At 72.6% G+C, this 19,659-nt stretch carries 14 protein-coding genes; 9 read left to right on the top strand and 5 right to left on the bottom strand.

Annotated features, from left to right (window positions below; all coding sequences use genetic code 11):
• Positions 1–2 precede the first annotated feature (2 nt).
• Both ACQPY0_RS44425 and ACQPY0_RS44420 read right to left on the bottom strand, forming a co-directional pair.
• The gene (locus ACQPY0_RS44425) at positions 3–308 is read right to left on the bottom strand and encodes a putative quinol monooxygenase (RefSeq protein ID WP_432975001.1); all 306 of its coding nucleotides are present in this window, start codon (positions 306–308) and stop codon (positions 3–5) included.
• A gap of 193 nt (positions 309–501) precedes the next feature.
• Entirely contained in the window at positions 502–3,270 is a 2,769-nt protein-coding gene (locus ACQPY0_RS44420) for an AAA family ATPase (protein ID WP_432974999.1), read from the bottom strand.
• A gap of 133 nt (positions 3,271–3,403) precedes the next feature.
• Between ACQPY0_RS44420 and ACQPY0_RS44415 the strand changes: the two genes are divergently transcribed.
• Positions 3,404–4,297: an AraC family transcriptional regulator N-terminal domain-containing protein gene (locus ACQPY0_RS44415; RefSeq protein ID WP_432974997.1), complete on the top strand. Its 894-nt coding sequence runs from the start codon at positions 3,404–3,406 to the stop codon at positions 4,295–4,297.
• A gap of 19 nt (positions 4,298–4,316) precedes the next feature.
• On the opposite strand, the gene ACQPY0_RS44410 is transcribed toward ACQPY0_RS44415, so the two are convergent.
• Together ACQPY0_RS44410 and ACQPY0_RS44405 are read right to left on the bottom strand one after the other, a co-directional pair.
• Positions 4,317–6,800, bottom strand: coding sequence for an ATP-binding protein (locus tag ACQPY0_RS44410; RefSeq protein ID WP_432995605.1), 2,484 nt, complete (start codon positions 6,798–6,800; stop codon positions 4,317–4,319).
• A gap of 134 nt (positions 6,801–6,934) precedes the next feature.
• The gene (locus tag ACQPY0_RS44405) at positions 6,935–7,354 is read right to left on the bottom strand and encodes a cellulose binding domain-containing protein (RefSeq protein ID WP_432974995.1); all 420 of its coding nucleotides are present in this window, start codon (positions 7,352–7,354) and stop codon (positions 6,935–6,937) included.
• A gap of 246 nt (positions 7,355–7,600) precedes the next feature.
• Between ACQPY0_RS44405 and ACQPY0_RS44400 the strand changes: the two genes are divergently transcribed.
• The 8 genes from ACQPY0_RS44400 to ACQPY0_RS44365 all read left to right on the top strand — a co-directional run bounded on the left by ACQPY0_RS44400 (position 7,601) and on the right by ACQPY0_RS44365 (position 17,493).
• Positions 7,601–8,035 carry a hypothetical protein gene (locus tag ACQPY0_RS44400; RefSeq protein WP_432974993.1) on the top strand — a complete coding sequence of 145 codons (435 nt, stop codon included), beginning with the start codon at positions 7,601–7,603 and terminating at the stop codon, positions 8,033–8,035.
• 72 nt (positions 8,036–8,107) lie between these two features.
• On the top strand, positions 8,108–8,197 hold the full coding sequence (kdpF, locus tag ACQPY0_RS44395; RefSeq protein ID WP_271188891.1) for a K(+)-transporting ATPase subunit F: 90 nt from the start codon (positions 8,108–8,110) through the stop codon (positions 8,195–8,197).
• A complete protein-coding gene (kdpA, locus tag ACQPY0_RS44390; protein ID WP_432974990.1) occupies positions 8,197–9,858 on the top strand; it encodes a potassium-transporting ATPase subunit KdpA in 1,662 nt (553 codons plus the stop codon). Before kdpF ends, kdpA begins: the two co-directional genes overlap by 1 nt.
• A gap of 2 nt (positions 9,859–9,860) precedes the next feature.
• On the top strand, positions 9,861–11,984 hold the full coding sequence (gene kdpB / locus ACQPY0_RS44385; protein ID WP_432995603.1) for a potassium-transporting ATPase subunit KdpB: 2,124 nt from the start codon (positions 9,861–9,863) through the stop codon (positions 11,982–11,984).
• A 1-nt stretch (position 11,985) separates the two neighbouring features.
• Positions 11,986–12,834 (top strand): potassium-transporting ATPase subunit C, encoded by an 849-nt coding sequence (locus tag ACQPY0_RS44380; RefSeq protein WP_432974988.1) that lies wholly within the window; start codon positions 11,986–11,988, stop codon positions 12,832–12,834.
• A gap of 1 nt (position 12,835) precedes the next feature.
• Complete coding sequence (locus ACQPY0_RS44375; protein ID WP_432974986.1) at positions 12,836–15,409, top strand: DUF4118 domain-containing protein; 2,574 nt, start codon at positions 12,836–12,838, stop codon at positions 15,407–15,409.
• A gap of 2 nt (positions 15,410–15,411) precedes the next feature.
• The gene (locus tag ACQPY0_RS44370; protein WP_432974984.1) at positions 15,412–16,101 is read left to right on the top strand and encodes a response regulator; all 690 of its coding nucleotides are present in this window, start codon (positions 15,412–15,414) and stop codon (positions 16,099–16,101) included.
• Between the two features lie 69 nt (positions 16,102–16,170).
• Positions 16,171–17,493 carry a diaminopimelate decarboxylase family protein gene (locus tag ACQPY0_RS44365; protein WP_432974982.1) on the top strand — a complete coding sequence of 441 codons (1,323 nt, stop codon included), beginning with the start codon at positions 16,171–16,173 and terminating at the stop codon, positions 17,491–17,493.
• Between the two features lie 12 nt (positions 17,494–17,505).
• Here ACQPY0_RS44365 and ACQPY0_RS44360 read toward each other — a convergent pair whose 3' ends face one another.
• Complete coding sequence (locus tag ACQPY0_RS44360) at positions 17,506–19,467, bottom strand: amino acid transporter (protein WP_432974980.1); 1,962 nt, start codon at positions 19,465–19,467, stop codon at positions 17,506–17,508.
• Positions 19,468–19,659: the final 192 nt, after the last annotated feature.

The raw sequence follows: 19,659 nt of genomic DNA, 5'->3' as shown, positions 1-19,659 counted from the left end.
GCTCAGAACGCGGGCTTGCCGCCGACGGGGACCGCGTCGCTGTACTGCGACTCGCCCGCCAGCAGCGGCTGCAGCTTCGCGACGAACGCCTGCGCCGGCTCGCTCGCGAAGAACGCGGTGTGGGCCTGCTGGCTGGTCCAGCCCTCGGCGAGCCAGATGACGTCCGGGTTGGCGCCGGAGCGGCTGACCAGGAAGACGACGCAGTCCTCGTTGGGCAGGGACGGCGCGTCGAGCAGCAGCGCGACCAGCTCGTCACCGCGGCCCGGCTGGGCGGTCATGACGGCGTGGAAGCCGTGGTTGACAGTCATGAAGGTACGTCTCCTCAATGTTGTGCTCGTGGTGCGCTCCACTCTCGGACGCGGCCCGGTCGTGCTCATCAGTCATCTGTCTGCGACTTAGCCGGCAGGTCCGGCCGCGCGGTCGTTAGGTCGTTTGACAGATGTGCGGCGGCGAGCGGCGTCCGAGGATCGAATCCATGACGAGGCCGGGCGGGCGGGGCGACTACCGGGGATCGGCGCCCGACGACAGCGCATCCCTGAGCCCGGCGCGCGAGGCGACGCCGAGCTTGGGAAAGATCCGGTAGAGGTGCGCGCCCACGGTGCGGTGCGAGAGGTACAGGCGCTCGGCGATCTGCTTGTTGGTCAGACCGCTGGCCGCCAGCTGGGCGATCTGGAACTCCTGCGCGGTCAGGGCGGCCGGCCCGTCCGGCGGAACGTCGGTGAGCCGGTACTTGGTGGCGCGCAGCTCGGCGTGGGTGCGTTCGAGCCAGGGCCCGGCGGACATGGCGGCGAATCCGTCGCGCGCGGCGAGCAGGTGCCGGCGGGCTCGCGACGCCGAGCGGGTCCGGCGCAGCTTCTCGCCGAGGGCGAGCCGGATCCGGGACGCCTCGAACAGCCACCGCTGCGTCTGCGGACTGTCCAGCAGTGCCTCCAGCCGCGTCGTCGCCGCGTCGTCGTCCTGGACGAGGACGTCCGCTCCCGCCTGGATGAGCGCCATCCGGGCCGACAGGGCGGCGACGCCGGCGGCCCGCATCGCCTCGGTGTGCGCCCTGGCCTCGTCCGTCCGCCCGGTCCGTACGGCCGCCTCGACCAGGTCGAACATCACCCAGGTGCAGTGCGGCACGTATGCGGCCAGCACGCCGGGCGGGCTCATCGCGGCGGCATGGCGGAAGGCGGCGTCCCAGTCGCCCTGGCCCAGGGCGGCCAGCGTGCGCGGATGATGGGCGAACAGGGCGGCGGCGGACACACCGCGGGGAAGCGCCCAGTACGTCATCTCGTCGGCGAGGGTGTACGCCTCGTCGAAGCGACCCCGGCCGGCGGCGATGATCGCCCGGTTGTACCGGAAGTACCACGCGAAGAACGAGAAGCCGCTCGCGGCACAGACCCGCTGCCCCTCGAGCGCGAGCTCTTCGGCCTCGTCCCAGTGGCCGACGAGGTAGTCGTCCAGGCACAGGTGCATCAGGGCACCGAGATGCCGACGGGGTGCTCCGCCGTCGCGTCCGTGCTGCACGAGCCGCCAGGAGGACTCCCGGCAGTCGCCCAGGCGGTCCAGGTAGACCGATGCCGTGCCGATCCGCATGATCCGGGTGGGATCGGCCTCGTTGGGCAGCGAATCGAGGATCGGGTCGATCCACGGCAGCGCCGACGCCCCGGTGCGTACGGGATCGGGAAAGGTCCGGCTCGCCAGCGCGAGAACGTCGGGCGGCTGCGGCCGCAGCCGGCCCAGTGCCTCGTGGAACGGTTCCCAGTACGCAGGGGCGCTGCCGTACCAGCACAGCAGCAGCAACGTGTGCATGGCCTCGATCAGCGCGGGATCCTCGGCCCGGTAACCGTGCTCGCCGGTCTGGATGGCACCGACGAGGAGACGGTGCGCGGTGTTCACGTCACCGTCGCCGTTGAGCATCAGAAAGGCGGCCGCGTTGGCCGCGTGCAGGGAACCGGCGCTGTCCGGCGCCGCCCGGCGCGCATCGGTCAGCAACGTCTTCGCGTCGTCGATGGCGCCGCTGGCCTCGGCGCCGATGTACGCGGCCTCGGCGAGTCGCCGGCCCCGGCCGGAGCTCGTCACGCTCAGCTCGGCGGCGCGGATCAGCGCCGCGACGGCGGCGAACGCGTCCCCGCGCAGCATGACGCGATGCGCCGCGTCCTCGAGCAGCTCGGCCACCGCCTCGTCCGGTCCGACGGCGGCCGCCGCCAGGTGCCAGGCCCGGCGTTCCTGGTCCCCGTGCAATGCCTCGGCGAGGGCGATGTGCGCGCCGCGGCGCTCCTCGTGCGTGGACATCGCCACGATCGCCGATCGGATCAGCGGGTGCCGGAACGCGATTCGGGCCGTGGCGTCGTCCACCCGTACGAGCTGCGCCCGCTCCGCCGGGGCGAGGTCGGCAAGGCCCGGCTGATCGCCGGGGGCGGCCTGCAGGACCCGGATGTCGCCGGTGCCCTCGAACGTCGCGAGCAGCAGCAGCCGGCGGGTCGGCTCCGGCAGCTCGCCGATGCGGGCGGCGAACATCGCCTGCAGCCGGTCACTGAGCGGCACCACCTCCGGTCGCGCCGCCGTACGGTGAACGACCCCCGCCAGCGTCGACGGCAACTCCATCAACGCCAGCGGATTGCCCTGGGCGAGGTCCAGCAGCCGCTGCCGCATCGGGGGCGTCAGCCGCGGAAAGGTGACGTCGACCAGGTGCCCGGCCGCCTCGTCGTCGAGCGGCTGGACGACGATCTCGGCAAGTCCCCGCGGATCCAGGAGGCTGCCTGTCCCCGTCCGGGCCGACGCCAGCAGGCCGGCCCGGCAACCGTCCAGGCGACGGGCGATGAAACCGAGTACGACGGCACTCGCGCGGTCGATCCACTGGATGTCGTCGACGAGCAGGACCACCGGTGCTTCGGCGGCGACCGTCTTGACCAGCAGCAGAGCGGCGTTGCAGACCAGCAGCGCGTCCGGCGGCGCTCCGGCGCCGAAGCCCAGGGCCACGGCCAGGGCCTCCCTCGGACCGGGCGGAAGGCGTTCGAGGTCGGCGAGGACCGGCAGGAGCAACTGGTTGAGGCAGGAGTAGCTGACGTCGGCTTCGAACTCCGATCCGGACGCCCGCAGCAGCCGCGTCCGCGCCGCGAGAGCGAACCGCGCCGCGGCGGCCATCAGGGCGGACTTGCCGACGCCGGGCTCGCCCCAGATCAGCCGCGCGGCACCGCGCTCGCGCGCGCTGACCACGAAATCGGAAAGCTGCTCAAGCTCGGCTCGGCGGCCGAAGAGTTCGATGGTGGCCACCTCCTCAGGCACAACCGGACACCCGAACACACATGAAACCAGCCCAGGACCCGTAGCGGCTTGCCCAGAAGTCGCGAAGTCTTGCTCGATCCTGCTTGATCCGCCTGGTGCCGGCCCGGGGCACCGCGGCGGTTTAATCGCAGGCATGGCCCTCGACGAGCTCCGCTGCCTGCTGGCCCGCCACGCCCGGCCCGACCTGACGACCGGGATCGACGACGTCCGGATCTTCCGGGCGGACCGGCCGTACCCGCCGACGCCGGCCCTCTTCGGCAGGGTGCTCGCAGTGGTGGCCCAGGGCACCAAACGGCTGGCGCTGGGCGATCGCGTCTACCACTACCGTGCCGGGCAGTACCTCATCTCATCGATCGACCTGCCTGTGAGCAGCCATTTCACCGAGGCCAGCCCGGAGCTTCCCGGCCTTGGAGTCGGCCTGGACCTCGACCCGGCCGCCGTCGCCGACGTGCTGCTGCAGGTGGCACCGGGCGATCTGCCGGACGTCGGCGCCGACTCGCCGACCGGCCTCGCCGTCAGTGCCGCGTCCGCCGAGCTCCTCGACGCCGTCGTCCGGCTCGTGCGCCTGCTCGACCAGCCGCGCGACATCCCGGTGCTCGCGCCGCTGGTCAAACGCGAGATTCTCTGGCGACTCGTCACCGGCGAGCAGGGCGCGATGGTCCGTCAGCTCGGGTTGCCCGACAGCAGCCTCAGCCACGTCGCCCGGGCGGTGCGATGGATCCGCGACAACTACATGCGGCGCTTCCTCGTCGAGGAGGCGGCACAGCGGGCAGGTATGAGCGTCTCGGCCTTCCATCGCAACTTCAACGCCGTCACCGCGATGAGCCCGATCCAGTTCCAGAAACAGATCCGGCTCCAGCAGGCGCGGCTCCAGCTCGCCGCCGACGCCGGCGACATCGCCGCGATCAGCCGCCGCGTCGGCTACGGCAGCCTTTCGCAGTTCAGCCGCGAGTACCGCCGCCAGTTCGGCGTCCCGCCGAGCCAGGACGCCACACGGTTGCGTACGACCGCCCGGACCATGCCCTGACAAGGGCCGTCGAGGGGTTTCACCCGTTCCGTGTACGTCGCCTTGACGGCGGCGGAGGTGTCGTCGAGGCGACGTACGGCGCCGGTACGCCCAGCTCGGCGAGGCCGGCGAGCGCGCGGGCGGCCTCGTCCGGGTCGCCCGTGCGCCTTGCCAGGTCCAGCGCGGCGCGGTACCCCTCCAGCGCGGCGTCGAGGCGGCCCATCGCGCGCAGCGTCGCCCCGAGACCGTTCAGTGCCTCGATGCGCAGGCCGCGCTCGCCTGTTTCGTGGCTGATCGCCAGCGCCCGGTCGAACTGGTCGAGCGCCTCCGCCGGCCGTCCCAGCCGCAGCTGCGCGGCGCCGAGCGCGGCGAGCGCGCTGCCCTCGCCACCCCGGTCGCGGCACGACCGGCAGGCCGCCAGCGCCCGCCGCAGCTGCTCCAGCGCCTCCTCGTGCCGGCCGACCAGGCTCTCCAGCACGCCGAGGTTACCCAGCGCGTAGCCTTCGAGCCGGGCGTCGCCCAGCTCCGCGAAGAGGGCCGCCGCCCGCCGCAGGTGCCGGCGGGCCAGCGCGTACCGGCCGAGGCGCCGTTGCAGGCCGCCGAGGTTGAGCAACTGGGAGCCCTCGCCGTGGCGGTCGCCGATGCCGCGATACCCGGCGAGCGCCCCGATCAGGCACGCCCGGGCCCGCAGGTAGTCGCCCAGCCGCTCGTGGGCCAGTCCCAGCCGGGCCAGCGCCCGCGCCCGGCCGGCGCGGTCCCCGCCGCGCTCGTGCCAGGCCAATGACCGCTCGAACCAGTGCCGGGCTCGGGTGTGCTCGCCGATCCACCAGTACGTCCCGCCGAGGTTGGCGAGCACCCGGGCGACCCGCTCCGGCGGTGCGGGCACCTCCCGCAGGGCTGCCCGTACGGCGGCGCCGTGCACGGCGAGTGCCTCCTGGGCGTGGCCGCCGACCTCGAAGTAGCGCCACAGCGCCTCGGACAGCCCGATGACGTGCGCGGCGAGGCCGTACTGGGCGGCGTGTCCGGCCAGCGCCACCAGGTTGGCCCGCTCCCGGTCCAGCGCGCGGTGCGCCGTTTCGGCACCGCCGGGCGCGGGTCGCACGCCCGGCTGGTCGTGGGGGTACAGCGCGGCCGCGGCCGCCGTCGCGGTGCCGACGTGGTGGTCGAGCAGCCGGACGAGCGCGGCCCGGTGCTCGTCGTGGGACAAGGCGCTGCGCGCGGACTCGGCCGCGTACGCCCGCAGCAGGTCGTGCATGCCGTACCGGTCGGCGCCCACCCGGGCCACCAGGTGCGCGCGGACCAGCTCGCTGACCGCGGCGCGGGCGGGCTCCATCGCGACGCCGGCGAGCGCGGCGACGGCCGGGCCGTCCAGGTCCGTGCCAGGGTGCAGCCCGAGCAGCGCGAAGAGCCGCCGGGAGGGCGGGCCGAGGTGCCGGTGCGACCAGGAGAACACCGCCCGTACCGCACTGCGTGGGTCGCCGGCGTCCAGGCGGTCCAGCGCGGTGGCCGCCGTCCACGGGTCTGCGCGGTGGTAGGGCGGGTCGGTCACGCACGCGCCGCCGTCGAGGTCGGCCACCACGTCGCGCAGGCGCAGCCCGTCGTGCCCGGCGGCGAACTCGGCGGCGATGCGCAGCGCCAGCGGCAGCCCCGCGCACCGGCGGGCGAGCGCGGCGGCGGCCGCCGGCTCCGCGTCGACCCGGTCGCCCAGCAGCGCCCGCAGCAGCCGGGCCGCCTCGGTCGCACCGAGCGGGTCGAGCCGGATCCGGCGGGCGCCCTCGCGGACGACCAGGCCGGCGAGGTCGTCGCGGCTGGTGACCACCACGAGGCAGGACGCGGTGCCGGGCAGCAGGGGCCGTACCTGGTCGGCGCCGAACGCGTTGTCGAGCAGCACGAGTACCCGCCGGCCGGCGACGAGACTGCGGTACAGCGCGGCGCGCTCGGCCACACCGCGGGGGATGTCGGCGCCGTCGACGCCGAGGGCGCGCAGGAAGCCGGCGAGCGCGTCGGCCGCGGCGACCGGTCGCCGGGGGTCGTAGCCGCGCAGGTCGACGTGGAGCTGACCGTCGGGGAAGCGGGCGGCGGCGCGGTGCGCCCACCGCACGGCCAGCGCGGTCTTGCCGACCCCTGCGGTGCCGACGACGAGCGCGACCGTACCGCTGGTGACATCGCAGAGCTGCGTGGCGTCGCGGCGCAGCAGCAGGTCGAGCTCGGCGAGTTGCGGCTCGCGGCCGGTGAAGCCGGCGCTGTCCAGCGGCAGCTGCCGCGGTACGACCGCCCGCGCCGACGCGCCGTGCGCCGGCGCGTGGCGCGCGTCCGCGACCCGGTCCCGCGCCGTTGCGAGGGCACCCTGCTCGGCGGGCGTCGCGCCGAGCAGCCGGACGAGCTCGTCGAACCGGTCGGTCGGCGGCAGGACCTGCCCGGCGAGATACCCGCCGATCACGCCGCGGGACCATCCCGTCGCGGCGGCGAGCTGGCGGTAGGTCAGCTCGCCGCCCCCGCCGGCCCGGGCGTGCCGCCGGCGCAGGTCGCGCAGTGCCCGGCCCAGGTCGGCGAGCGTCGCGATGCCGGCCGCCGGATCGCCGCGCGACCCGGCGGCCGGTGCCGATGCCGAGGGCTGCCCGCCGATGCCGGGAGGCTATCGGGCACCGGGCGGCGGGGCTACCAGCCGGACGTCGTACAGGGCGTCCCGTTGAGCGTGAAGCCGGTGGGCGGCGTGAAAGGTACAGCCGAACCTCCGAATCCCACGTTCGCCTGTCCACCGGGCTGGATCGTCGTGAACCACACCGCCGGCGTGATGGTGCCGGAGGAGCCGGCGCGGGTGACGGTCCCGCCGAAGGAGCCGGCGATCGTCGCCGTCGCGGCTATCTGGAACGTGATGTGCCAGCCGGTGACCGGGACGGCGGTGGTGTTGCGGACGGTCACCACGGTTTGGTACCCGGGCGCGAACTGGATCACCTGGGCGACGCAGGACGGAGCGGGTGCGGGATCGGCGGCGGACGCGGGGGTCTGAGTGACGGCGATCACGGCGGCGGACGCCAGTACGCACGCGAGCCGCAAGGGGAGACGATGTCTGTCCATGGTGGAATCCTGGCCACCCGCCGGCGTCGCCGCCCCGGATCCCGGACACGGCCGGACAGCGTCGGACAGGCCGACGACGCCGTGGCGGCGTCAAAGAAGCGTCAAGAAACCGGCGCCGGCCGTAGGGATTCTGTAAAGGCACCTGGGCAGGGCAAACCGCCGCGTCTTTCACTTGCATCGGGCCGGACGGAAGGCCCCTGGCGCGAATGTCGAAGCGGGTGCTCGATGAACGGGACATGGTGGTCGGTGCGGCCGCGGTCCGCGCCGACCGGCATCACCCTCGCTGCCGGCTCGGCCGCGGTGGTGGCCACGGCGCTGCTTGCCGCCGCGGTCACCGCAGCGTCGGCGCCGGTGGAGCGGCTCGTCGCGATGGCGGCGTGCGTCTGCGTGGTCGGGGCGTTCGGCGCGGACCTGGTCGCGGCGCTCGCCACGGCCGTGATCGCGTGGAGCGTGCTCAACGGGTTCCTGGTGGACCGGCTGGGCACGCTGACCTGGCACGGCACGGCGGACGCGATCCGCCTGACCGTGCTGTGCGGCGCGGCCCTGGCCGGGTGGCTCGCCGCCCTGGCACACCGGGTGGCCCGGCATCGACGGGACGTGGTCCGGATGCGCGTCTGGCTCTACGGCGACGGATTCGCGTCGTCGGTACGCCGATACAAGGAGGCAACCCCCAGTGGCTGATGTGGTGTTCGTACTGCTGACGATCGCGGCGTTCGCGATCCTCGGCCTGGCGGTGCGGGCGGTGGAGCGGCTGTGAACGCCGAGAACCTCGTCGGCCTCATCCTCGCGGTGGCCCTGACCGCGTTCCTGATCGCTGCCCTACTCTTCCCGGAGCGGTTCTGATGAGCCCCACCATGGCGGGCGTGCTGTTCATCGCCTCGCTGATCGCAGTCCTGGTGCTGCTGTACCGCCCCTTCGGCGACTACATGTACCGGGCGGTCACGGCGCCGAGGCACCTGCGCGCCGAGAAGGTCATGTACCGCGCTGTGGGCGTCAACCCCGAGGGTGAGCAGTCGTGGAGCGTCTACGCCCGCAGCGTGCTGGCCTTCTCCGCGGTGTCGATCCTGTTCCTGTACCTCTTCCAGCGCGTCCAGAACCATTTGTGGCTCAGCCTCGGCCTCGACCCGGTCAAGCCGGACCAGGCGTGGAACACGGCCGTGAGCTTCGTGACGAACACGAACTGGCAGTCGTACTCCGGCGAGTCGACGATGGGCCACCTGGTGCAGATGTCCGGCCTGGCGGTGCAGAACTTCGTCTCCGCGGCCGTCGGCGTCGCCGTGGCGGTTGCCCTCGTGCGCGGGTTCTCGCGGTCCAAGACCGACCAGCTCGGCAATTTCTGGGTCGACCTGGTCCGCATCTGTGTGCGGATCCTGCTGCCGGTGGCGGTCATCGGCGCCACGGTGTTCATCGCGGCCGGCATGGTGCAGAACCTGTCCGGCGGCACCGATGTGACCACCCTCGCCGGTGCCACGCAGCACGTCACGGGTGGCCCGGTCGCCTCCCAGGAGGTCATCAAGGAGCTCGGCACGAACGGCGGCGGCTTCTACAACGCCAACAGCGCCCACCCGTTCGAGAACCCGACGGGCTGGACGAACTGGCTCGAGATCTTCCTCATCCTGCTCATCCCGTTCTGCATGCCCCGCGTCTTCGGCCGGATGGTCGGCGACCGGCGCCAGGGCCTGGCGATCGCGGGCATCATGGCGATTCTCGCGCTGGGCAGCATCATCGCGCTCAACGCGTTGCAGATTCACCACGCCGGCACGGTGCCGACCGCGGTCGGGGCCGCGACGGAGGGCACGGAGACCCGGTTCGGGGTGCCGCAGTCGGCGACGTTCGCGGCGGCGACGACCCTGACGTCGACGGGCGCGGTGGACTCGTTCCACGACTCCTACACCGCACTCGGCGGCATGGTCACGATGCTGAACATGATGCTCGGCGAGGTCGCGCCCGGTGGGGTCGGATCGGGCCTCTACGGCATGCTCATCCTGGCCGTCATCACGGTCTTCGTGGCCGGGCTCATGGTGGGGCGCACACCGGAGTACCTCGGCAAGAAGATCGGTTCGCGGGAAATCAAGTTCGCGTCGCTGTACCTGCTCACGACCCCGGCCCTCGTGCTGGTCGGCACCGCGATCGCCATGGGTTCGCAGACCGCACGCTCGTCCATGGCCAACCCGGGCGCCCACGGCCTGTCGGAGGTGCTGTACGCGTTCACGTCGGCCTCGAACAACAACGGCTCCGCGTTCGCCGGCATCAGCGTGAACACGACCTTCTACAACACGGCACTGGGCCTGTGCATGCTGCTGGGCCGGTTCCTGCCGATCATCTTCGTCCTCGGCCTGGCCGGTTCCCTGGCCAAACAGCAGCCGGTCCCGGCCTCCGCGGGGACCCTGCGCACGCATCAGCCCCTGTTCATCGGCATGGTGGTGGCCGTCACGGTCGTCGTCGTGCTGCTCACCTACCTGCCGGCCGTCGCGCTCGGCCCCCTCGCGGAGGGCATCCAGTGACCATCACCGTCCAAGGCACGTCGCCGCAAGGAACATCGACGGGCTCGCCCACGCCGCCCCGGCGCATCGCCGGCGGCCTGCTGGACCCCAAGCAGCTGTGGAGATCCACCCCGGACGCGCTGCGCAAGCTCAACCCGGCCACCCTGTGGCGCAACCCGGTCATGTTCATCGTCGAGATCGGCTCGATCTTCACCACCGTCCTGGCGGTCATCCACCCGACCGGCTTCGCCTGGGCGATCACCGTGTGGCTGTGGCTGACGGTGCTGTTCGCGAACCTGGCCGAGGCGGTCGCCGAGGGCCGGGGCAAGGCCCAGGCGGACACGCTGCGGCGGGCGAAGCAGGACACGATGGCGTGCCTGCGCGACGGTGGGACCGTCAAGGCGAGCGAGCTCAAGCAGGGCGATGTGGTCGTGGTCGAGGCCGGGCAGATCATCCCGGGCGACGGCGACGTCATCGAGGGTATCGCCTCGGTCGACGAGTCGGCGATCACCGGTGAGTCGGCGCCGGTGATCCGCGAGTCGGGCGGCGATCGCAGTGCGGTGACCGGTGGCACGAAGGTGTTGTCGGACCGGATCGTCGTGAAGATCACCCAGAAGCCGGGGGAGTCGTTCATCGATCGGATGATCGGCCTGGTCGAGGGTGCGAACCGGCAGAAGACCCCGAACGAGATCGCGCTGAACATCCTGCTGGCGTCGTTGACGATCATCTTCCTGCTGGCCGTGGCGACCCTGCAGCCGCTGGCGATCTACTCCAAGGCGGTGCAGGCGTTCGCCCCGGACAGTGCCGCGCTCAACGCCGACGGCGTCACCGGTATCGTGCTGGTTTCGCTGCTGGTCTGCCTGATCCCGACCACGATCGGGGCGCTGCTGTCGGCGATCGGGATCGCCGGCATGGACCGGTTGGTGCAGCGCAACGTCCTGGCCATGTCGGGCCGGGCGGTGGAGGCGGCCGGGGACGTCAACACGCTGCTGCTGGACAAGACCGGCACGATCACGCTGGGCAACCGGCAGGCGGGTGACCTGCTGCCGGTCGAGGGCGTGGACGTGCGGGACCTGGCCAGTGCGGCGCAGCTGTCGAGCCTCGCCGACGAAACCCCCGAGGGCCGGTCCATCGTCGTGTACGCCAAGGAGCACTACGGCCTGCGCGAGCGCACGACCGGCGAGCTGTCCCACGCGGCGTGGGTCCCGTTCACCGCGCAGACCCGGATGTCCGGCGTCGACCTGGACGGCGACCGCCGGGTCCGCAAGGGCGCGGCCACGGCCGTGATGAAGTGGGTGCGCGAGAACGGCGGCCGGCCCACGGAGGAGGTCGGGTCCATTGTGGACGCCGTGTCCACCTCGGGCGGCACCCCGCTGGTGGTCGCCGAGCACGTGGAGGGCCAGCCGGCCCGGACGCTGGGCGTCATCCACCTCAAGGACGTCGTCAAGCAGGGCATGCGGGAGCGCTTCGACGAGATGCGGCGGATGGGCATCCGCACCGTGATGATCACCGGTGACAACCCGCTGACGGCCCGGGCCATCGCCGAGGAGGCCGGCGTCGACGACTTCCTCGCCGAGGCCACCCCCGAGGACAAGATGGCCCTGATCAGGAAGGAACAGGAGGGCGGGAAGCTGGTCGCGATGACCGGCGACGGCACCAACGACGCCCCCGCGCTGGCCCAGGCCGACGTCGGGGTGGCCATGAACACCGGCACCTCGGCCGCGAAAGAGGCCGGGAACATGGTCGACCTGGACTCCGACCCGACGAAGCTCATCGAGATCGTCGAGATCGGCAAGCAGTTGCTGATCACCCGGGGCGCGCTGACGACGTTCTCGATCGCCAACGACATCGCCAAGTACTTCGCGATCATCCCGGCGATGTTCGCCGCGGTGTACCCAGGCCTGGACAAGATCAACATCATGCGGCTGCACTCGCCGACGTCGGCGATCCTGTCCGCGGTCATCTTCAACGCGCTCGTCATCGTCGCCCTCATCCCGCTCGCCCTGCGCGGGGTGCGCTACCGGCCCGGCTCGGCGGCGGCGATGCTGCGCCGCAACCTGCTCGTCTACGGCGCCGGCGGTGTGATCGTGCCGTTCATCGGCATCAAGCTCATCGACCTCATCATCATGAACATCCCGGGGATCTGACATGCGACTCCCAGCCTGGCTCGCCCAGCACCTCGCCGCCCTGCGCGCCCTGGTCGCCCTGACCATCGTGCTCGGCCTGGCCTACCCGCTGCTCATGGTCGCCGTCGCCCGCATCCCGGGCCTGTCGGGTCACGCCGACGGCTCCCTGATCGACCGCGACGGCCAGCCGGTCGGCAGTGCCCTCATCGGACAGTCCTTCGTGGACAATCAGGGCAACCCGCTGAAGCAGTACTTCCAGCCGCGCCCGTCGGCGGCCGGCGACGGCTACGACCCGAAATCGACCTCGGCCGGCAACCTCGGCCCCGAGAACGTCGTGGACACGCTGCCGGACCCGAACGTCCAGGATGACGAGGGCAAGCAGAGACTGCTCACCCTCGTCTGCAGCCGCAGCAAGGCGGTCGGCGAGCTCGAGGGCATCGACGGGTCCCGGCCATATTGCACACCCGGCGGCGTCGGCGCGGTCCTCGCCGTCTACCCCGACCACGCCGTCAGCCTGAACGAGGCGTGCCCGGCCGAGCCGTTCATCCAGCAGTTCCAGGGCAGGCCCGTCGCGTGCGCCAAGCCCGGCGAGGACTACAGCGGCGGCGTCATCACGCCGGTTCGCGGTAACGCGCCCGGCAACCCGGCCGTGCCGGCCGACGCGGTCACGGCCAGCGGCAGTGGCCTTGACCCGCACATCTCCGTCGCCTATGCGAACCTGCAGATCAAGCGGGTCGCCGCGGCCCGCAACCGGTCCGAGGCCGACGTGCGCAAGCTTGTCGAGGAGCACACCGAAGGCCGTACGCTCGGCTTCATCGGGGAACCGGCCGTGAACGTGCTCGAGCTCAACCTCGCTCTGGATCGGAGCTGACATGACGGCGCGCGGGACGCTGCGGGTGTACCTGGGCGCGGCGCCCGGCGTCGGCAAGACGTACAAGATGCTGGAGGAGGGGCGGCGCCGGCTCGAACGCGGCACCGACGTGGTGGTCGGGTTCGTCGAGACCCACGGCCGCCCCTTCACCGAAGCGATGCTCGACGGCCTGGAGGTCGTGCCCCGCACGACCATGCAGTATCGGGGCAGCCAGTTCACCGAGCTGGACCTCGACGCGGTCCTGGCCCGCCGGCCCGAGGTGGCCCTCGTCGACGAGCTCGCCCACACCAACATCCCCGGCGGTGCCCAGGCGAAGCGCTGGCAGGACATCGAGCGGCTCCTCGACGCCGGGATCGACGTGCTCACCACGGTCAACGTGCAGCACCTGGAGTCGCTCAACGACGTCGTCGAGTCGATCACCGGGGTGCCGCAGCGCGAGACCGTCCCCGATGTGGTGGTCCGGCGGGCCGAGCAGATCGAGCTCGTCGACATGACCCCCGAGGCCCTGCGGCGGCGGATGGCGCACGGCAACATCTACAAGCCGGAGAAGATCGACGCGGCGCTGGGCAACTACTTCCGGGTCGGCAACCTCACCGCGCTGCGCGAGCTCGCGCTGCTGTGGCTCGCGGACAAGGTCGACGAGCAGCTGGAGCGCTACCGCACCGAGCACGGCATCGCCAAGACCTGGGAAACGCGGGAGCGGGTCGTGGTGGCGCTGACCGGCGGCCCCGAGGGCGACACCCTCGTGCGCCGGGCCGCCCGGGTCGCCGCCCGGACCAAGGGCGCCGATCTGCTCGCCGTGCACGTCGTGCGCGGCGACGGCCTGGCCGGCGCCGACCCGGCCAACCTGACCCGCCAGCGGCTGCTCGTGGAGTCCCTCGGCGGCACCTACCACCAGGTTCTCGGCGCCGACGTCCCGCGCGCCCTGCTCGACTTCGCCCGCGGCGTCAACGCCACCCAGCTCGTCCTCGGCGCCAGCCGCCGCGGCCGCCTCGCCCAGATCCTCTCACCCGGCGTCGGCGTCACCACCACCGCCGAATCCGGCGCCATCGACGTCCACCTCGTCACCCACGAGCAGGTCCGCCGAGGCCGGCTGCGCCTGGGGCGCTCCGGCGCCGGCCTGACACTGCGCCGGCGGCTGCTGGGCTTCGCGGTCGCCGTGGCCGGCCTGCCATTGCTGACCCTGGTGCTCGACACGATGCGCGGCGAGAAGGCCCTGCCCAGCGACATCCTCGCCTACCTGGTCCTGACCGTGGCCGTCGCCCTGCTCGGCGGGCTGCTTCCCGCCCTGGTCTGCGCCGTCGTCGGGTTCCTGCTGCTCAACTGGTACTTCACCCCGCCCCTGTACCAGTTCACGATCGCCGAACGGGAGAACGTCTTCGCCCTCGTCGCGTTCGTCTTCGTCGCCGTCGCCGTGGCCACCGTCGTCGACGGCGCCGCCCGCCGGGCCCGCGACGCCGCCCGAGCCTCCGCCGAGGCCCAGACCCTGGCCACCCTCGCCGGCAGCGTCCTGCACGGCGACAACCCCCTCGACGCGCTGCTGGAACGGGTTCGCGAGTCCTTCGGCCTGACCAGCGTGACGCTGCTGGAGCGCGATGCCGAGCACGCACCCTGGCGCATCGCCGCGGCCGTCGGCGGCCCGCCCTGCACCACGCCGTCCGACGGGGAGACGGAGGTCCCCATCGACGACGACGCCGCACTGGTCCTGCGCGGCCACCCGCTGCAGGCCGCCGACCGCCGGCTCGTGGAGGCGTTCGCCGCCCACGCCGCCATCGCGCTGCGCCAGCGCCGCCTCGGCGAGCAGGCCGCCGCGGCCGGCACCCTCGCCGAGGTCGACAAGCTGCGCACCGCCCTGCTCTCCGCCGTCAGCCACGACCTGCGCACGCCCCTCGCCTCCGCCAAGGCCGCCGTCGGCAGCCTGCGCAGCCCCGACGTCCACTTCTCGCCCGAGGACACCCAGGAGCTGCTCGCCACCGCCGAGGAGTCCCTGGACAAGCTCACCCGGCTCGTGGAGAACCTGCTCGACATGTCGCGCCTGCAGGCCGGCGCCCTGGCCATGACCCTGCAGCCGGTCAGCGTCGCCGAGGCGCTTCCCCGCGCCATCGACGACCTGGGACCGCTCGCCGCCGGTGTGCGCATCAGCGTCGCCGACGACCTCCCCGAGGTCCACGCCGACCCCGCACTGCTCGAACGCGTGCTGGTCAACATCCTGGCCAACGCGGTGCGGTACAGCCCGCCCGGCAACCCACCGCTGATCGGCGTCAGCGAACACGCCGGCCTGGTGGACATCCGCGTCATCGACCACGGCCCCGGCATCCCGGCCGCCGACCGGGAACGGGTCTTCCAGCCCTTTCAGCGCCTCGGCGATCGCGACAACGCCACCGGCGTCGGCCTTGGCCTGGCGCTGTCCCGCGGCCTGGCCGAGGCGATGGGCGGCAGCCTCGCCCCGGAACCCACCCCCGGCGGCGGCCTCACCATGACGCTCACCCTGCCCAGCGCCGACGCCGCCGGTTCCGACCGCGCCGATCCCGCGCTGCTCACGCATCTGGACACCAGGCCCGCCGGAAAGGTATAGCGATGAACCGCACCCGGATCCTCATCGTCGACGATGAGCCGCAACTCCTGCGCGCCCTGCGGATCAACCTGCAGGCCCGGCAGTACGACGTGGTCACCGCCGGCGACGGCACCAGCGCACTGCGCGCGGCCGCCGATCAGCATCCCGATGTGGTGGTCCTCGACCTGGGCCTGCCCGACCTCGACGGCATCGAGGTCCTGCGCACGTTGCGGGCGTGGACACCGGTTCCGGTCGTCGTGCTGTCCGGCCGGCTGGGCAGCACCGAGAAGGTGGCCGCCCTCGACGCCGGCGCCGACGACTACGTGACCAAGCCGTTCAGCGTGGACGAGCTCCTGGCGCGGCTGCGGGCGGTGTCGCGCCGCCGCGCCGAGCCCGAGGTGGCATCGGCCGTGCGCATCGGCGAGTACGAGGTCGACCTCGCCGCGCACGACGTGCACCGCGCCGACGACCCCGCCCGGCGCCAGCACCTGACCCGCACCGAATGGCGGCTTCTGGAGCTGCTGCTGCGCAACCCGGGCCGGCTCGTCGGCCACCGCGAGCTGCTGGCGCACGTGTGGGGTCCGACGTACGTCGAGGAGAACCACTACCTGCGCCAGTACATGGCCCAGCTGCGGCGCAAGCTCGAGACCGACCCCGCCCGGCCCCGGCACCTGCTGACCGAGCCGGCGATGGGGTACCGCTTCCAACCCTGAGTGCTTCGCGCGTAGAGATTGCGTCAGGACACCTTGGCGGCCCGCCGAGCCGGTGCCAGCGTTGCAGGCATGACCCTCACGGAAATCCTCCCCTCGCTGCGTTCATCGCTACCGGTCCAGCTGGATGCCGGCGTCTGGCCGGGGACCGCCCGCTGGGGCGCCGACGGCGACCTGCGGGTCGGCGGCGTGAGCCTCGCCGCGCTGGCCGCCGAGCACGGCACCCCGACCTACGTCGTGGACGAGGCCGGGGTGCGGGACCGGTGCCGGGCCTACGCCGCCGCGTTCGGTCCGCGCGACGTCGCCTACACGGCCAAGGCGCTGCTCAGCCGCGACGTCGCCCGCTGGATCGCCGAGGAGGGGCTCGGGCTCTACGCCGGTTCCGCCGGCGAGATCCGCATCGCCGAGCTCGCCGGCTTCGACATGGCCCGGGTGACGCTCTACGGCAGCGCCAAGGCCCCCGAGGACCTCGATGCCGCCTACGCCGCCGGGGTCGGCACCATCGTCGTGGAGTCGCTGGGCGAGATCACCCGGCTCGCCGCGACCGCGCCCGACGGCCAGCGGGTGCTGCTGCGGGTCCTGGCCGGGCCGGAGCCCGCCGGTGGCCACGACCGCCGCTTCGGCGTGCGCGTCGCCGGGGGAGAGGCCGCCGCCGCGGTCGCCCGGATCGCGGCCCAGGCCCGCCTGCGGCTGGCCGGGTTCGACTGCTCCCTCGGACACCAGCTCAACCGCTTCAGCCTCTACGAGCGGGAGATCGGCCGGCTGTGCGAGTTCGCCGCCGCGGCGCGCCGCGCGCACGGCGTCGAGCCGGAGCAGCTCAATCTCGGCGGCGGGCACGCCGTCGCCTATCGTCCGGCCGAGCTCGACCTGGCCCTGGACGCGTTCGCGACCCGGATGCGCTCGGTGCTGCACCTGGAGGCCGACCGGCACGGCCTGCCCGTGCCCGCGCTGACCGTCTCGCCCGGCCGCGCCGTCGTCGCCCGCGCCGGCGTCACCGTGTACCGCGTGCTGGCCGTCACCCGCACCCAGGGCGGTGAGCGCCTCGTCGCCGTCGACGGCGGCATGTCCGACTGCCCGGCCACCGCCCTGTGCGGCAGCCAGCACAGCGCGGTGCTCATCGGCCGCACCGGCCGAACCGCCCGCGGCCCGGCGGTCGTCGTCGGCCGGCACAACGACGCCGACGACGTCGTGGTCCCCGACGCGGACCTGCCCGCCGACGTGCACCCGGGCGATCTGCTCGCCGTCGCCGGCACCGGCGCCTACCACCATGCCCGCGCGACGAACTTCCACCTCGTCGCCCGTCCCGCCCTGCTCGCCGCCGCCGACGGCCGCGCCCGGGTGCTCGTGCGCCGCGAGTCCCTCGACGACCTGCTCGCACGTGACCTGGGACGGTGACATCCAGGCGGGTCAGCCCGCGTGCACGTGCGGGCGCCGGCTGCGGTCCGGCTCGTGCTGGCGGAGGATCTCCCGGGTCACCGGCGCCACCTCCCCCTGGCCGAACGCGAGGTAGCGCAGGAAGTTCAGCGCCGGATTGCCCTCGGTCCACTCGAAGTAGATGTGCGGCTTCCGGCCGGTGCGGTCGCGGATGTGCAGCAGCAGAGCCGCGAGGGCGTTGGGCACCGACGAACTCTCCATCACCAGCACCCGGAACCGCTCGTGCCGGACCTCGCCCCGCACCCGCAGCGCCTCCTCGAACTCCGACGGATCGGTGACCTCCACCTCGACGAAGATGACGTCGCGGCCTTCGGGGATGTCGTTGTCCTCGGTGATCTGGGCGAGCTTGGCGTGGTACTCCCCGGCGTCGCGGCGGTCGGGCTCGTTGGCGATGAGCCGGATGCCGCGCCGGGCGCACTCCTGGACGAACCGTTCGGCGACCGGGTCGGTGTCCACGTGCGTCACCCGTAGCTCGAACGCGCGGTACAGCCGCGACAGCAGCGACACGGCGATGACGGCACCGATGAAGCAGGCGGCGATCTTCACGCCGTCGGGGCGCTCCACCACGTTGGCCACCGTCGTGTACGCGAACACGGCCGTGATGACCGCGAACCCCGCGGCCTTGCCCCGCTCGCGGTGCCGGTGCGCGGAGAGGGTCACCGCGACCGCGGCCGAGGTGATGAGCACGAGTACGCCGGTGGCATAGGCGCCGCCCTGCGCGTCGACGTCGGCATCGAACAGCACGGTGATGAGGAAGGCGGTTGCGGTGAACACGAGCACCAGCGGGCGCACCGCCCGCGCCCACGTGGGGGCCATGCCGTATCGGGGCAGGTATCGCGGCACGAGGTTCAGCAGACCGGCCATGGCCGAGGCGCCGGCGAACCACAGAATCGCGATCGTGGCCAGGTCGTAGACGGTGCCGAAGCCGCCGCCGAGGTTCTGGTGCGCCAGGTAGGCCAGCGCCCGGCCGTTGGCGGCGCCGCCCGGCTCGAACTCCTTCTCCGGAATGAGCACCGTCGTGACGATGCTGCTGGTGATGAGGAACACGCTCATGATCGCCGCGGCCGTGGTCAGCAGCCGCCGGGTGCCCCGGATGCGGCCGGTGGGCCGCTCCTGCGTGTCGTCCCGGTCGCCCTTGACGTGCGGCATGACGGCGACGCCCGTCTCGAACCCAGACAGGCCCAGCGCGAGCTTCGGAAAGACGAGCAGGGCGATGGCGACCATCATGAACGGGTCGCCGTGCTGGGTGCTCAGCGCGCTCGTCCAGTCGCTCACCGCGGCCGGGTGGCTGATCACCTGCCACAGCGCGTCCGCGATGACGACGGTGTTGAGCGCCAGATACACCCCGACCAGTCCGACGGCGATACCGATCGCCTCGGTGAAGCCCTTCAGGAACACCGCGCCGAGCAGCCCGACGAGCACGAGCGTGACGATGACCTCGTGGCCCTTGAGGCTTTGCGGCCAGAACGGGTTGTCATTGATGTGCGCGGTCGCGTCGGCGGCCGAGAGCGTGATGGTGATGATGAAGTCGGTGGCGGCGAAGCCGAGCAGCACAAGGACGAAGAGTTTGCCCTGCCAGTACGACAGCAGCCGCACCAGCATGGCGATGGACCCTTCGCCGTGCGGGCTGTCGCCGGCCACCCGGCGGTACACCGGCAGCGCCCCGAGCAGCGTGACGAGCACGAGCACGGCGGTGGCGACCGGCGAGAGCACCCCGGCGGCCATTGCCGCGATGCCGGGCTGGTAGCCGAGCGTGGAGAAGTAGTCGACACCGGTCAGGCACATGACCCTCCACCAGGCGTGCGCCTTGTGCTCGGCCGGCCGGGCATGCGGCCCCGTGTGCTGCAGCGACTGGTCTGACAGGCCGGAGAGCAGCCAGTTGCGAACCGGCCGGTCCTTCGGGCGCTGCGGTCCGGCCGTCGTCGAGACGCTCAACCGGCCTCCTCTCGTCTCGTCGCGACTCGTTGCCCACCATTCAGCCACGAGGTGCTGTCCGGACGAGGCGCGCGAGGCATTAAGAACGCGTCAAGAAGTCGGCGGGCGGCTCGAGCCGGGCCGCCGGTCCTGCTCATCGTTGTCGATTGCTTCGATGTTTCACGGAGCCGGCGGCTCGTGGTGGCCGAGGCG

It is taken from the genome of Dactylosporangium sp. CA-233914, assembly GCF_050942935.1.
Taxonomy (GTDB): Bacteria; Actinomycetota; Actinomycetes; order Mycobacteriales; family Micromonosporaceae; genus Dactylosporangium.
Note: the sequence above shows the minus strand (reverse complement) of the source record. Positions and strands in the feature narration are given on the sequence as shown.